At 60.7% G+C, this 13,822-nt stretch carries 12 protein-coding genes; 8 read left to right on the forward strand and 4 right to left on the reverse strand.

The features are described 5' to 3' along the window. Positions 1-129: 129 nt before the first annotated feature. A complete protein-coding gene (locus EWR20_RS02080) occupies positions 130-1,308 on the forward strand; it encodes a CPBP family intramembrane glutamic endopeptidase (protein WP_165000927.1) in 1,179 nt (392 codons plus the stop codon). Further along, positions 1,305-2,630 carry a M18 family aminopeptidase gene (locus EWR20_RS02085; protein ID WP_129358547.1) on the forward strand — a complete coding sequence of 442 codons (1,326 nt, stop codon included), beginning with the start codon at positions 1,305-1,307 and terminating at the stop codon, positions 2,628-2,630. The genes EWR20_RS02080 and EWR20_RS02085 overlap by 4 nt, the downstream gene beginning before the upstream one ends. 87 nt (positions 2,631-2,717) lie before the next feature. On the opposite strand, the gene EWR20_RS02090 is transcribed toward EWR20_RS02085, so the two are convergent. After that, the gene (locus tag EWR20_RS02090) at positions 2,718-4,157 is read right to left on the reverse strand and encodes a glyceraldehyde-3-phosphate dehydrogenase (protein ID WP_255411233.1); all 1,440 of its coding nucleotides are present in this window, start codon (positions 4,155-4,157) and stop codon (positions 2,718-2,720) included. A gap of 230 nt (positions 4,158-4,387) precedes the next feature. On the opposite strand from EWR20_RS02090, the gene EWR20_RS02095 reads away from it, so the two are divergent. The 5 genes from EWR20_RS02095 to EWR20_RS02115 all read left to right on the forward strand — a co-directional run bounded on the left by EWR20_RS02095 (position 4,388) and on the right by EWR20_RS02115 (position 8,711). After that, positions 4,388-5,353, forward strand: coding sequence for a carbohydrate kinase family protein (locus tag EWR20_RS02095; RefSeq protein ID WP_129358549.1), 966 nt, complete (start codon positions 4,388-4,390; stop codon positions 5,351-5,353). Further along, complete coding sequence (locus EWR20_RS02100; protein WP_129358550.1) at positions 5,340-5,867, forward strand: YbhB/YbcL family Raf kinase inhibitor-like protein; 528 nt, start codon at positions 5,340-5,342, stop codon at positions 5,865-5,867. The genes EWR20_RS02095 and EWR20_RS02100 overlap by 14 nt, the downstream gene beginning before the upstream one ends. Next, entirely contained in the window at positions 5,864-6,667 is an 804-nt protein-coding gene (locus tag EWR20_RS02105) for an HAD family hydrolase (protein WP_129358551.1), read from the forward strand. The genes EWR20_RS02100 and EWR20_RS02105 overlap by 4 nt, the downstream gene beginning before the upstream one ends. After that, the gene (locus EWR20_RS02110) at positions 6,660-7,457 is read left to right on the forward strand and encodes a glycerophosphodiester phosphodiesterase family protein (RefSeq protein WP_129358552.1); all 798 of its coding nucleotides are present in this window, start codon (positions 6,660-6,662) and stop codon (positions 7,455-7,457) included. The genes EWR20_RS02105 and EWR20_RS02110 overlap by 8 nt, the downstream gene beginning before the upstream one ends. 186 nt (positions 7,458-7,643) lie before the next feature. Further along, entirely contained in the window at positions 7,644-8,711 is a 1,068-nt protein-coding gene (locus tag EWR20_RS02115; protein ID WP_129358553.1) for an aldo/keto reductase, read from the forward strand. Positions 8,712-8,808: 97 nt separating this feature from the next. Here EWR20_RS02115 and EWR20_RS02120 read toward each other — a convergent pair whose 3' ends face one another. Together EWR20_RS02120 and EWR20_RS02125 are read right to left on the reverse strand one after the other, a co-directional pair. After that, positions 8,809-10,128 (reverse strand): uracil-xanthine permease family protein, encoded by a 1,320-nt coding sequence (locus EWR20_RS02120; protein ID WP_129359397.1) that lies wholly within the window; start codon positions 10,126-10,128, stop codon positions 8,809-8,811. Between the two features lie 180 nt (positions 10,129-10,308). After that, on the reverse strand, positions 10,309-10,743 hold the full coding sequence (locus EWR20_RS02125) for a MarR family winged helix-turn-helix transcriptional regulator (protein WP_129358554.1): 435 nt from the start codon (positions 10,741-10,743) through the stop codon (positions 10,309-10,311). A gap of 141 nt (positions 10,744-10,884) precedes the next feature. On the opposite strand from EWR20_RS02125, the gene EWR20_RS02130 reads away from it, so the two are divergent. After that, complete coding sequence (locus EWR20_RS02130) at positions 10,885-12,123, forward strand: MFS transporter (RefSeq protein WP_129359398.1); 1,239 nt, start codon at positions 10,885-10,887, stop codon at positions 12,121-12,123. 103 nt (positions 12,124-12,226) lie between these two features. Here EWR20_RS02130 and EWR20_RS02135 read toward each other — a convergent pair whose 3' ends face one another. Continuing rightward, the gene (locus tag EWR20_RS02135) at positions 12,227-13,702 is read right to left on the reverse strand and encodes a peptide MFS transporter (RefSeq protein ID WP_129358555.1); all 1,476 of its coding nucleotides are present in this window, start codon (positions 13,700-13,702) and stop codon (positions 12,227-12,229) included. Positions 13,703-13,822: the final 120 nt, after the last annotated feature.

Genomic DNA, 13,822 nt, shown 5'->3' on the forward strand with positions numbered 1-13,822 from the left:
CCTTCGTTGAATCACGCGGAATTGTTTGACGGCAGCGCGCCATTGGGTCGAAAAGACCATGAATTGATGTCAGTCGATCGGTTCAACCCCCGCGTCACTTCTCTGCCGGGACCGCATAGGGTAGAGAACATGGAAGAACCCGCATCCACCTCGCGATCCTCGACGAACCCGGAGATACCTGATGTGCCGAATGACCGGCCGCGGGGCTCGAGGCCCTATCCCGCAGGGCTTGATGCTCGGTCGGTCGACGCAGCCGGGAGCCTCGAGGCTGCTCACGCATACAGGGCCGCGGGCGCGCCGCGTCTCAATGATGTGCCTCTTTCGCCATTGCCGTATCACCGGCTCTGGCGAGCCGATCCTTTTCACAGGTGGTGGAAACCACTGGTCGAGTTCTGCATATCGGGCCCTCTTTATTTCATCCTCGCGATAGTGATTTCCATACCTATGTTCCTGATGCCTTTTGTGACCGGTTCTGAACCGCTCACATTGGGCCCGAACGGTTACCCGGAGGGGATGTTTTCCCACCCGGTGCTTTTCCTGTTCATGTTTCTCAGCATTGCAGTCATGGCGCCCTGCGTCCTTTTGGCGAGGCTCATCATGGGTCCCAAACCGCTGGGGCTCCTGTTCTCGGTTGCTGGAAAACTGCGATGGAAGTGGTTGGCGACGTGTTTGGGACTTGGTATTGCTCTCTTTGTCGTTTTCCAAGGACTGAGCGTCTGGATCTCGGCGGCATCCGGCGCGGGGCCGGTTTCCCCAAGTTTCGACCCGGCCACGGGCTGGTGGATTCTGGCCATCATCCTGCTTGTGGTCCCGCTGCAATGTGCTGCCGAGGAATTGGCGTTCCGAGGATTTCTCATGCAGGCGGTGGGGCGTTGGCTCAAACATCCGATCTGGGCTGTGATCCTGCCTGCGCCATTCTTCGTTCTCAGCCACGGATACGGGCTCTGGGGTCTTCTCAGCGTCGGAATCCTGGCCGTGATCGCCGGAATCCTGTGCATCGCCACGGGCGGTTTGGAGGCCTCTATCGGTCTGCACGTCAGCAACAATATGACCACGGTTCTGCTGGGACTTTTCGGTTTCGCAGACCCTTTCGGTGCGGTCGACCCAGGGCCGATGGACGCCGTCGTGACTCTTGTGGTGGACGGACTCTACGCGGTTCTCGTGCTCTGGGTATCGCGCCGTCGCCACCTCACCACTCGCCGTGACCCCGGCACGAGCTGGCGGGCATGGCCAGGCTGGGCACTGCACAATGCCGGTGCAGGAAATGCCGACGCCTCGACACCAATGATCCCCAGGAGGACAGTATGACCGAACACAGCAACTCGCTGACCACTTTCGATCCCGCCGCAAATGCCGAAGATCTCGCGGCATTCGTTGCGGCGTCGCCCTCGTCATATCATGCGGTTCGAGAGGCTGCCCGTCGTCTGGACGCGGCAGGATTCCAAGAGCAGGCAGAAACCGCGGACTTCACCCCGGCCTCTGGCGGACGCTACATCATTCGGGACGGCGCGCTCATCGCCTGGTACACACCGGAAGCTGCGACGTCGAGCAGCGGATTTCGCATCGTGGGAGCGCACACGGATTCGCCCTCGTTCAAGCTCAAACCCAAATCCTCGATCGACCGTTTCGGATGGCATCAGATCGGTGTCGAGGTCTACGGCGGTGCCTTGCTGAACTCGTGGCTCGATCGCGAACTGTGTCTCGCCGGGCGCCTCACCACGCGGGACGAGGGCCTGATCAACGAGAGGCTCGTGACCACCGGTCCCGTTGCCCGAATCCCGCAATTGGCGATTCATCTCGATCGGGGGGCCAATGACGGTCTCAAGCTGGATCGGCAGACCCACGTCCAACCCATTTGGGGCGCGGGGGAGGCGCCCGGCGATGTGCTCGCCTATGTGGCCTCCCACGCCGTCGACGGTGAGGCCATCGACCCGGAGACGATTCTGGGTTATGACATCGTCCTCGCAGACACGCAGCCTCCTCGGGTCTTCGGGGCGAATGGCGAATTTCTCGCGTCAGGACGTCTCGACAACATCTCCTCGGTCCATGCGGGCGTCGAAGCCCTGACCCGTGCTTCCGCTGGCGAGGTCGGCGGGAACAAGACTTTGGTGCTGGCCGCCTTCGACCACGAGGAAATAGGCTCGACCTCCCGCTCCGGGGCGGCCGGGCCCATCTTGGAAGACATCTTGGTTCGAATCTCCGGAAGTCAGGGTGGCGGTGCTGAAGACTATCGTTGCGCTCTCGCGAATTCCGTGTGCCTTTCCTCGGATGCCGGACATCTCGTTCATCCCAACTATCCCGGGCATCACGATCCGAACAACCAGCCGCAACCGGGAGCCGGACCGCTCCTCAAAATCAACGCGAACCAGCGTTACGCAACGGATGCCGTCGGCGCCGCGATCTGGGCCCGAGCATGTGCGGACGCAGGCGTTGAGTACCAGGAGTTCGTGTCCAGCAACGATGTGCCCTGTGGATCGACCATCGGACCGATCACGGCCACCCGTCTGGGAATTCGGACCACCGACGTCGGTCTGGGACTGCTTTCGATGCACTCCGCCCGGGAAATGTGCCACGTTGGCGACCTCGCCGCCCTCGGCCAGGCGCTCGAGAGTTTCTACCGGGTCGAGTAAGCCTGCGCGAAGCGTCTACAAGCGAACGCCGTGGGGATCCCCTCAAAATCAGGAGGGGCCCCACGGCGTCATAGCTAGGTGTGCCGGTCAGTCCTTGGGGAAGCTCGCCGGATGAGCCCCGGCCATTTCCTCCACCACGCGAATCACCTGGCACGAGTAGCCGAACTCGTTGTCATACCACACGTACACGACCACGGAATTGCCGGAAACAATGGTGGCCAAGCCATCCACGATTCCGGCTCGGCGTGATCCCACGAAGTCTGTCGAGACGACTTCGTGCGAATCGGTGTAGTCGATCTGCTTACGGAGCGTCGAGTTCAAGGACATATCGCGCAGATATGCGTTGAGGGAGCTCTTGGACTCCGGTGCCTTCTCGAGCTGAAGGTTCAGGATCGCCATCGAAACATCCGGGGTGGGGACCCGAATCGCGTTGCCGGTCAGCTTTCCCTGCAACTGGGGAAGAGCCTTGGCAACGGCTTTCGCCGCACCGGTCTCTGTCAGAACCATGTTTAGCGCAGCCGAGCGGCCACGTCGATCGCCCTTGTGGAAGTTGTCGATGAGGTTCTGGTCATTGGTGAAGGAGTGAACCGTCTCTACGTGACCGTGCGAAACGCCGTACTCGTCGTCCAGAACCTTGAGGACGGGCGTGATCGCGTTGGTGGTGCAGGATGCGGCGGAAATGATCTTGTCATCGGCGGAGATGATGTCATCGTTGACGCCGCAGACCACGTTCTTCAGACTTCCCTTGCCGGGAGCCGTCAACAAGACCTTCGCGGCCCCCTTGGAGTTGAGGTGCTGAGACAGCCCCTCTTCGTCGCGCCAGCGACCGGTGTTGTCGATGACGAGCGCATCCTCGATTCCGTATTCCGTGTAGTCCACGGTGGCCGGGTCCGAAGAGTAGATGAACTGGATGGGAACGCCGTTGGCGGTCACGACGTTGGTGTCCGGATCTACCTGAATGGTCCCGCGGAAAGCACCGTGAACCGAATCGCGGCGCAGGAGCGAGGCTCTCTTGAAGAGGTCCTGCTCTCCGTTCTTCCGGACCACCACGGCGCGGAGGTTCAAGCCCGAGCCCAGGCCTCTTTCGATGAGAATACGAGCCAGCAGACGCCCGATTCGCCCGAAGCCGTAGAGCACGATGTCCTGACCGTGGTGCTCTTCCTGACCGTGCCGACCGACGACGTCGGACAGTTGCTCACGGAGCCAACCGTCCACGTCAGTGTCGTTCCCTTGGGTCTTGTGGAGTTTATTGAGCCGGGCCAAGTCGACCGACGCGGGGCCGAGCTCGAGTTTGCTCAGAGCCTCCACGAGGGGGAATGTCTCTTCAAGGCTCAACTCGACCGTATCGATCTGACGAGCCCAACGGTGGGCTTTGATGATGTCCGTGACGGATTGGTTGAGCAGGCTACGGCCATGAATATTGACGACCACGCGGTTTTCGCGATGCAACCGCCCAATCAGCGGAATCATGGCTTCGGCAAGTTCTTCGCGGCGGGACCACTCGGTGGGGGTGACAGGGCTGGTCACTGTTTGACCTTCACTTTCTCGCTCCGGAGCTTCACTGACCCGGGCGTGATGTTTGAACGCATGCATGTGCTGAGCATTCTCTAGCGTAGATGATCAGGGGGGTCGATTTTTGCGAAATGTGGGGTTTGGGACCGGAAAACAACGTGGTACCGGACACACTGGCGCATCGACATATCCGCACTCGACGTCGGTCATGGTTGTTTGGTGCCGGGTCTCGGTAGACTGGGCCCATGTTAACTGTGATCGGCGAGGCCCTCGTAGACATCGTGAAGAAAGAAGGTGCCGCCCCCAGGACCCACCCTGGAGGCAGTCCGCTCAATGTCGCCGTCGGTCTGTCCCGGCTCGACCATCGCACCCGATTCATCGGCAGGTATGGCCGGGACGAACATGGCAACGTCATCGACGAACACCTTCGGAACTCCGGTGTCGAACTGCCTGTCGAACCAGACGACGCGCCGACCTCGGTCGCGGAATCCAGCCTCGGCGAAGAAGGTTCGGTCTCGTATGATTTCCAGCTGGAGTGGAACCTCGAAGCGGCTCGGGACCGCATCGAAGATCTCCTGGCGGAAACCGACCTTTTGCATGTCGGCTCAATCGGGGCCATGCTCGAACCCGGTGCTTCAACGGTCCTGGACGCTGTACGGCTGGCAGCGCCGCACGCCCTGATCTCCTACGACCCCAACTGCCGTCCCACGATCATTCCTGACTCCGCCCAAGCCAGAAGCTGGGCCGAGTCCGTGGTCGCCAACGCGGACGTCGTGAAGGCCTCGGACGAGGACCTGTTGTGGCTGTACCCCAATCGAACCGTGGAAGCCACCGCGCGGGCGTGGCTCGAGGCCGGAGTCGGGCTCGTCGTGGTGACGCGAGGCGAGTGGGGCCCGTGGGGTATCACCCGTGCTTCCGGTCCGGAGGGAGTCCGGGTGGTTCCGCCTCGCGTGGAGGTCGCGGACACCGTGGGTGCAGGAGATTCCCTCATGGCGGCTTTGCTGTCTGCCTTGATCGACCGCGGAATATCCGGCAAAGGAACCCGTGCGAAACTCGACGAGCTTGGCGCGGATGACTTGCGCTGCGTGCTGAACAGTGCGGCCCGTGCGGCCGCGATCACCGTCTCGCGAGAAGGTGCGGATTTGCCCACCCGCAAGGATTTGGAAGAGTACGAGAAGCGAGAGAAGGAGAATGAAAATGCTGGATCGTGAACCGTACGCTGCTCTGCCGCAGCTGCCAGGATTCAATCTGACCTCGACCGACGTTACCGACAACCAACCCTTGGGCCTCGCTCAAGCCTCCGGCGCGATGGGCATTGAAGGCGGAAAGGACATCGCCCCGCATCTTGCCTGGTCGGGAGCCCCGGAAGGTACCAAGAGCTACGTGGTGACCTGTTTCGATCCGGACGCTCCCACTCCTTCAGGTTTCTGGCACTTGTGTGTGTCCAACATCCCCGCGAACGTGACCGAGTTGAAGACCGGCTGGGCTTCGGAGGAGATCGAGGGAGCCATCAAACATCTCAACGACGGCGGGAATCGCGAATTCACGGGTGCGGCACCGCCTCCAGGACACGGCGCCCACCGCTACATTTTCTGCGTGACTGCTGTGGATACGGAGCAACTGGACATCGACGAGAGCGCGAGCCCCGCCGTGGTCAATTTCAATCTCTTCTTCCACGGCATCGGTCGGGCGTTCTTGACCGGCACGTACGAGGTCACCGAGTGATCAAACTGATCGCAACGGACCTGGACGGGACCGTTCTCGGGCCCGACTTCAGATTCCGTGATCGCACCCTTGAAGCGTTGCGTGCGGCCCGGTCCGCGGGTGTCGAAATCGTCTACGTCACCGGGCGGCCGCACCGCTGGATCGAGCCGGTTCGAGAGCAGCTCGAATATGAATCGGTGGCTATCTGTTCCAATGGTGCGGTGATTTACGACGTCTCCCAGGGGCAAGTCCTGCATGCCGAAACGGTTCCGACAGAAATGATTCTGGGTCTTCACGCCACATTGCGCGAGACGCTGCCAGGTGCTCATTACTCGGTCGAGACTTTGGCAGGGGTTGTGTCCGAGCCGGGGTGGCCGCAAACGAATCTCCTCGAAACCGGGCAGCGCACCATCGGGCCTCTGGACGAGCTGTTGACCGCGGACTCTCAGATCATCAAATTCCTGGTCCGTGACGAATCCATGGATCCGCGGACACTATATGAAACGGTCCAGGACAAGGCCCAGAATCAGGTATCCGTAACCCACGCAGTCGCGAATATGCCTCTCGCGGAAATCGGGCAGGCCGGGCTGTCGAAGGGCCGTACGCTGGCCCGATGGTGCGCGGCCGAGGGGATCGCCGCGGACGAAGTCGTCGCATTCGGTGACATGCCCAATGACACAACCATGCTTCAATGGGCCGGCCGGGGCTACGCGATGGCCTCCGGGTGGCCGGAAGTGATCCAAACGGTCGGGCGAACCTGCCCTGCCTTCGAAGAAGACGGTGTCGCCCAGGTCATCGAGGAGCTGCTCGAACGTGGTTGACCGTCTGCGGGGAGAACCGGTCAGGATCCTTGCTCATCGCGGCTTGGCGTTGGATACGGATGAAAATTCCTTGAACGCTTTTCGCGCCGCCGCCGACCTGGGGATCCAATGGATCGAAACGGACGTCAACACCACGTCGGATGGTGTCGTCATGGCTATTCACGATCCGGACCTCGAACGAGTCGCTGGGATCGGTGATTACGTCACGGCGATGGACTCAGAGGATCTCGCGAAGATCCGGTTGCGCGCGGGGGAACATATTCCGACTATGGCCTCGGCCCTTGAGAGATTTCCAGAGCTACGATTCAATGTCGACATCAAGGACGAAGCCTCCGTGCTCGCCCTGCCCCAGGTCGTCAGCCGGACGGCTGCATGGGATCGGGTGCTGATCGCATCCTTCTCCGAATCGCGACGCCGCAGGGCACTGCGCCACGTCCCAGATGGCGTCCCCTCGAGCGCAGGTTATACCGGAATCGCAGTGTTTCGGCTGGTCAGTGCCCTTATGCCGCTCAAGGTATGTGCGAAATTCTGGCCTTGGGTGCGCAGAGCGATAAGCCCGTGGGTCGCCCGGTTCGAGGTTGTGCAGATCCCGGTCTCCCAGAAGATCGGCCCTTTCAGGATTCCGGTCGCGGAACCGCGATTTGTCGAGGCCGCGCACGCTTGCGGCCTGCGTGTGGACGTTTGGACCATCGATGATCCGGAGGAGATGAAAAGGCTCGTGACCCTTGGGGTTGACGGGATCGTCACGAATCGAGCCGACGTGGCGATGGACGTTGTGGCTGGTATCTGACGCCGGGAGCTTGTGTTCCGGCTGGGCTGCCCCGCGGCAGCTGAATGATCGACAAGGGATCTTTCCGGGTGCGGGCGGCCTCGTCGTCGAGATCTCCTTTGTTCGCCGACCGTTGCAAACTGTCGCTTTTCCTCCGAGCACGTGCACACTATGGCTGTGATGTACGCCTCGTGAAGGAGTAACGCCATGGAATACACTCGTCTCGGCAATTCCGGCCTGTACGTGTCCCGCGTGGCACTTGGAACCATTCCCTACGGCCAGGGTGGAGGATTCGAGAAGATCTCCGGTTTGGGCGTCGAAGAAGCCAAGAAGCAGCTGGACGAAGCGTTGGGTCGTGGCGTCAATTTCCTCGATACCGCGAATATTTACAATGGCGGTGATTCGGAGAAAATTCTGGGACGGGCCCTGGGCAAGAAGCGCGACGACATCATCCTGACGTCCAAGGCCCGCACCCCGATGGGCGAGGGCCCCAACGATTCCGGCGCGAGCCGCTACCATCTGACTCGGGCCGTCGAGGACAGTCTGACGAGGCTCGGGACCGACCATCTGGATTTGCTGTACATGCACCAGTGGGACGGGCAGACCCCGATACGGGAGACCATCGAGACCGCCAACGAACTGATTCGTGCCGGCAAAATAAGGTACTGGGGCGTCTCCAATTACAACGCGTGGCAGCTGACCAAGACCGTCTATGAAGCCAGGGCCTTGGGGCTGAACCCGCCGATTGAGCAGCAGGTCTATTACACGCCTGAAGCGCGGGAGATCGAATACGAGATTCTCCCGGCCGCTCGCGACCTAGGGGTAGGTACGTGGGGTTGGTCGCCTCTGGGCGAGGGTCTCTTGAACGGTAAGGTTCGCCGCGGACAGGAAACCCCGTCGGACACGAGGCAGGGCGCCGGCTGGCCGGAACCTCACGTCACTGACTGGGAACGTGCATACGACCTCATCGAACTCTTCGACGACATCGCTGGCGACTTGGGATGGAGCTTGCCCCAGGTGGTCATCGCCTGGATCATGGGCCGCCCGGGGATTGACGGCGTCGCGATTGCGGCACGCGATTTCGGCCAATTCACCGAGGACCTCGACGCGGCCGAGTTGACGCTGCCGGATGAAGCGCGTGACCGTATCACCGAGGCGTCGCAACTGCCCGCGTACTACCCGCTGTGGCACCGACTTATGAACGGTATGGATCGCCCCGAACCGGCCGATCGCGAGTTCTTCGAGGAGCAGCGAAAGCACGTGCTGGGGGAGTAGGCGAAGCACGCCGGATCGCGCGACGCTCCCTCGCTTCGGGGAATTAGAACCCTGTCAAGGGACCGTATCCACTTCCGGGTGTGCTCCTGACCAACAACTAGCCCAGCGGCGAGGGGTTTTCTGCAGCGTCCGGATCCAACGGGTCGCTTCCGACAGACCGGCGACGTCGGGCGATGAAAGCCATGAGGTGATACACCACTAGCGTGGTTCCTGTGCCGAGGGCGATTCCCGCGAACTGCAATCCGAAGATGTCCCACGTGTAGTCCGCAATACCCACGATCAGGGCTACGGCCGCAGTCGTGAGGTTGACCTGATTGGAGAAATCCACGCGGTTCTGGACCCAAATGCGTACGCCGAGCATGCCGATCATTCCGTACAAGACCGTCGCTGCGCCCCCGAGTACGCCTTCCGGCACGGTGGCTACCGCCGCGCCGAAGACCGGCATCACGGAGAGCAGCAGGGCACATATGGCGGCGACCCAGTAGGCTGCGGTGGAATAGACCTTGGTGGCGGCCATGACGCCGATATTTTCGGCATAGGTTGTGGTGCCGGATCCTCCGCCCGTGCCCGCGATGGTCGTTGCCAATCCGTCGGCCATGATTGCGCGACCGGCGTAGTGGTCCAGATTGGTTCCGGTCATCAAAGCCACGGACTTGACGTGGCCGATGTTCTCCGCGACCAGAACGAGGACCACGGGAACAAATAGGCCAGCGAGGGCCAGATGGAACTCCGGAGCATGAAACTGCGGCAGCCCGAACAGGCCCTCGGAATCCCAAGCCTTCTGAATAGAACTGAAGTCGACTTCACCGCGAACTATTGCCGTGATGTATCCGATGAGCACGCCCAGCAGAATCGACAGGCGACCAAGGATTCCTCGGAAAAGCACCGAGATTAGAATGATCGATCCGAGCGTCACCAAGGCGGTCACGGGTGCCTTCATGAAATTCTCTTTGGCAGACGGCGCGAGGTTGAAGCCGATCAATGCGACGATCGATCCCGTCACGAGTGGCGGCATCAAGGTCTGCAGCCATCCGGTGCCCGCGATTTGGACGATGAGCCCAATGACAAAGAGGGTCAATCCAGACATGACGACGCCGCCGAGCGCGCCGCCAGGGCCGTATTGGTTCATGGCTGCTCCGATCGGCGCGATGAACGCAAAGGACGAGCCCAAGTATGAGGGCACCCGACCAGCCGTGAGGAGCAGGAACAGTATTGTGCCGATCCCGGAGAAGAACAGCGTGGTTGCCGGCGGAAAACCGGTGAGCAACGGCACCAGAAAAGTGGCGCCAAACATCGCGACGACGTGCTGGGCGCCGATGCTGATGGTGCGTCCCCAAACAAGACGTTCCTGCGGTGCCACCACCTGACCTGGAGCGACATGTCTTCCGTCGCCGTGAAGCGTCCATCTGAGCCCCATTTTCTGGGTAGTCGAGTCGGATGGGGGTGCAGAGCTCACGCTGACTCCTGGATGAGGTTCGATTGTCGACTTGCGGGCCCTTGCGAAGGCATCTGGCGACGCCGGGCTTCATCAATTCTACGTAGTCGTAAGGGTAGGAGCGGCTGTCCGCGCTCCGTGCCTCGGCGAAATGAAATAGGCCTAGCCGAGGATCTCCTCGGCAAGTTCCGTCAGTTCGGGGGTTTCGCGGGCCTTTTGGGCGGCGCGTTCCAGTGCGGCATCGTGCGTGGGCTTGGCCTCGTTGAGGGTTTTTCTGCCGCTCGGCGTGAGTTCGGTGTAGATGCCGCGTCGGTCGTCTTCGCACAAGATCCGGGTCAGAAGTCCGCGGTCTTGGAGGCGGTTGACGAGCCGTGTGGTCGCGCTGGGAGACAGGGCTGCGGCGCGCCTGAGCTGGGACATGCGCATATGCCATCCGTCTTGGCGGCTCAAGGCTTCCAGGACGTTGTACTCGACCACCGACAGCTGGTGCTTGGAGTCGAGGTCCTTCTCCAACTCACCCTCGATCAGATGGTGAAGCGCTGCGAGTCGGAGCCATCCTTGGGCACGGATTTCGAGGGCATCGTTACTGATGGACATGAAATCATGATACCAAGAGGTTGCAATATCGGGCGCCTGCAACTAGTTTTGCATACGCCGTTGTTTGCATACGCGTTATAAACGCTCGTACAACTCAACGCGATATTCGTTGCTCCCGACTTGAGGTATTCCATGAAAAATATCCCCTTAGGCCTCCTGGCGTTGGCGATCGGAGGGTTTGGCATCGGCCTGACCGAATTCGTGATCGCTGGTCTCCTGCCCGAGGTCGCTCAGGCCTTCGGCGTCAACGAAGCAAAGGCTGGGGGCCTTATCTCCGGCTACGCTCTTGCCGTTGCTGTGGGAGCGATCGTGCTGACTCTGCTCCTGAATGCGGTGCCGCGGAAGGTTGCTCTTCTGGGGCTGCTGATTCTGTTCATTGCCGGCAATCTCATATCTGCCCTGGCCGGAACCTACAGTCTGATGCTGACCGGTCGAATTCTGGCGGCCCTTTGTCACGGTGCATTCTTCGGTATCGGCTCCGTGGTCGCCGCATCTATGGTTGCACCATCCAAGCAGTCCGGGGCAATAGCCCTCATGTTCGGCGGGTTGACGACAGCAAATGTCCTCGGAGTTCCGTTAGGGACCCTGATCGGGCAGGCCTTCGGGTGGCGTTCCACATTTTGGGTCATCACGATGATCGGGATCGGTGCATTCGTTGCCATTGCGGCGCTCGTTCCGGCCATGCAGTCAATGAGTCCTCAGGCAAACTCGGTAGAGCGCAATGAATCCGCATCCGTCCGGATTCGTCGAGAACTGTATGCCTTTACGCGCATACAGGTTCTGCTTTCCCTTCTCGTCACGGTTCTCGGATTCGGCGGGATGTTCGGCGCCTTCACCTACATCTCATACATTTTGACCGGCGTATCCGGATTCCCGTCGACCTGGGTTCCGTGGCTATTGGTTGCTTTCGGGGTGGGGCTCTTTGCCGGCAATCTCTACGGGGGCCGTGCGGCGGATCGCAACAATCACATGACGATCCTGACCGTGCTCGTTGCCCTGGTGATCGTTATGTCCCTCTTTGCCCTGACGGCACAGTTCAAGGTCACAGCGGTGCTGTTCCTGATGCTGATGGGTCTCTTCGGTTTCGCGATCGTGCCAGGGCTGCAGAATCGAATTCTTTCCCATGCCGGTGACGCCCCCACTCTCGCGTCAGGAGCCAACATTGCGGCTTTCAATATCGGCAATGCCATGGGCGCCTGGCTTTCCGGGCTCGGAATCTCTCTGGGGTTGGGGTACGCCTCCGCATTATGGATAGGGGCAGGATTGTCCCTGGTGGCCCTGATCGTTTTTGCCATCTCGATCACGTTGCCGGGCGGAAGGCCTCGGAAGCCGGCGTCTGCCCCGACGAGCGAGGTCGTGGGTGGAGTATCCAGGCAATGATGAAGGCAGGCGCTGTTGAGCCCTTCCGGATGAACCGGGCGGGAATGCGCAAAGGGTGGGACTCTCGAATGAGAGTCCCACCCTTTGGTGAGCGGAGGGCAACCTACTTGAGGCCGCGCATCATCCTGAGGATCGGTTTGCGGACGAGCCACAGAATCACGCCGGCTACGATGCTGATGAGGCCCATCGTCAGGAAGTAGGGCACTTCCGCCTGTTCCGAGTAGAACTGAGCGAGCCAGCCGGAAAGGGCGGTACCCATCGCGACCGATGTCCAGTACCACGCCATCATCTGAGACTTGTGCGCCTCAGGGGCGAAGCGCGTGGTCGCTGACGTCCCGGTGGGGGAAAGCGTCAGCTCCGCAACCGTGCAGACGAACAGAATCAGCACGAGCCACCACAGGCTCACGATGTGATGTCCGGCCGGCAGCAGGAAGATCAGGAATGCGATTCCCACGCCGATCATGCCCAAGGAGAACTTGGTGACGGTGGAGGGCTGGCGATTGCCGAGCTTGGTCCACATGGTCGCGAACACTGTTCCCAAAAGAATGATGAAGACCGGGTTGATCGACTGGAACATGCCCGGCTTGAACTCCAACCCGAACAAGTGCCAATCGAGACGACTGTCCGAGTAGACGGCCATGACCGTGAACTGTTGCTGGTACAGGGCCCAGAACACCGCGTTGCCGATCCACAGCGGGACGAAGGCCAGAACCCTCGAATGTTCGGTCTCGCTGGTCTTGTTGCTGCGAATCAGGATCGTGCCCAGAACAATCGCCCCGAGCAAGGTGATGCCGATGACCCAGTTGGAGATGTTTCCTGGTGTGATGAGGCCCGTGAGGCACAGAACCAGGATGATCAGAACCGCGACGAGGAGGCCGCCGACGAACATGCCCTTTTGACGGCCGTTCGCCGGATTGTTGACGTGGTGGACCGTTTCTGGGAGGTTCTTGCGGGTCAACATGTACTGCAGAAGGCCCAGGGCCATGCCGATCGCGGCGAGCAGGAACCCGAAGTGGAAACCGAGGATGCCCCAGCCGGTATTGGTGAACAGGGGCCCCACGAGAGCGCCGATATTGACGCCCATGTAGAAGACCGTGAACCCTGCTTCGCGGCGCATGTCCTTCGTGTCATAGAGGGAGGCAACAAGGACGGACGCATTTGTCTTGAGGCAGCCGGAGCCCACAGCGATCAGCACGAGGCCGATGATCACACCAGCGAAGTTGGGGATCAGGGACAGTGCGAGGTGCCCGAACATAATGGCAATTGCGGAATAGAACAGGGTTCGTTCGGGGCCGAAGACCCGGTCGCCCAAATAGCCGCCGAGAATGGCCATGAGGTAAACCATGCCGCCGTATGCGCCGATGATCCCTGTGGCTGCGGCCTGATCGAGGCCGAGGCCGCCATCGGCGGCCGAGTAGTACAGGTAGTAAACGAGGATGCCTTGCATCCCGTAAAAGGAGAAACGCTCCCACATCTCAACAGAGAAGAGATTGGCGAGCATTCGGGGGTGGCCGAAGAAGGTCTTGCCGCTCGGATTCCGAGGGTCTACCTCCGTGCCTTCAGCGACGTGACTAGACATCGGATAGCACCGTTCGTAGATAGGATTTTAAGTATGCCGTCCGCAACTCTAACCCCAAAGTGTGAAGCGGCGCATACTTAGCTTTGGTATGAGCCTGTGTTGGATCCGATGGGAGTCGGG

It is taken from the genome of Rothia uropygioeca, from assembly GCF_004136585.1.
Lineage (GTDB): Bacteria > Actinomycetota > Actinomycetes > Actinomycetales > Micrococcaceae > Rothia.

Coding starts and splice junctions, on each gene's coding strand:
- EWR20_RS02080 (WP_165000927.1), top strand. CDS start 130: ATGGAAGAACCCGCATCCACCTCGCGATCCTCGACGAACCCGGAGATA.
- EWR20_RS02085 (WP_129358547.1), top strand. CDS start 1,305: ATGACCGAACACAGCAACTCGCTGACCACTTTCGATCCCGCCGCAAAT.
- EWR20_RS02095 (WP_129358549.1), top strand. CDS start 4,388: ATGTTAACTGTGATCGGCGAGGCCCTCGTAGACATCGTGAAGAAAGAA.
- EWR20_RS02100 (WP_129358550.1), top strand. CDS start 5,340: ATGCTGGATCGTGAACCGTACGCTGCTCTGCCGCAGCTGCCAGGATTC.
- EWR20_RS02115 (WP_129358553.1), top strand. CDS start 7,644: ATGGAATACACTCGTCTCGGCAATTCCGGCCTGTACGTGTCCCGCGTG.
- EWR20_RS02120 (WP_129359397.1), bottom strand. CDS start 10,128: ATGGGGCTCAGATGGACGCTTCACGGCGACGGAAGACATGTCGCTCCA.
- EWR20_RS02125 (WP_129358554.1), bottom strand. CDS start 10,743: ATGTCCATCAGTAACGATGCCCTCGAAATCCGTGCCCAAGGATGGCTC.
- EWR20_RS02135 (WP_129358555.1), bottom strand. CDS start 13,702: ATGTCTAGTCACGTCGCTGAAGGCACGGAGGTAGACCCTCGGAATCCG.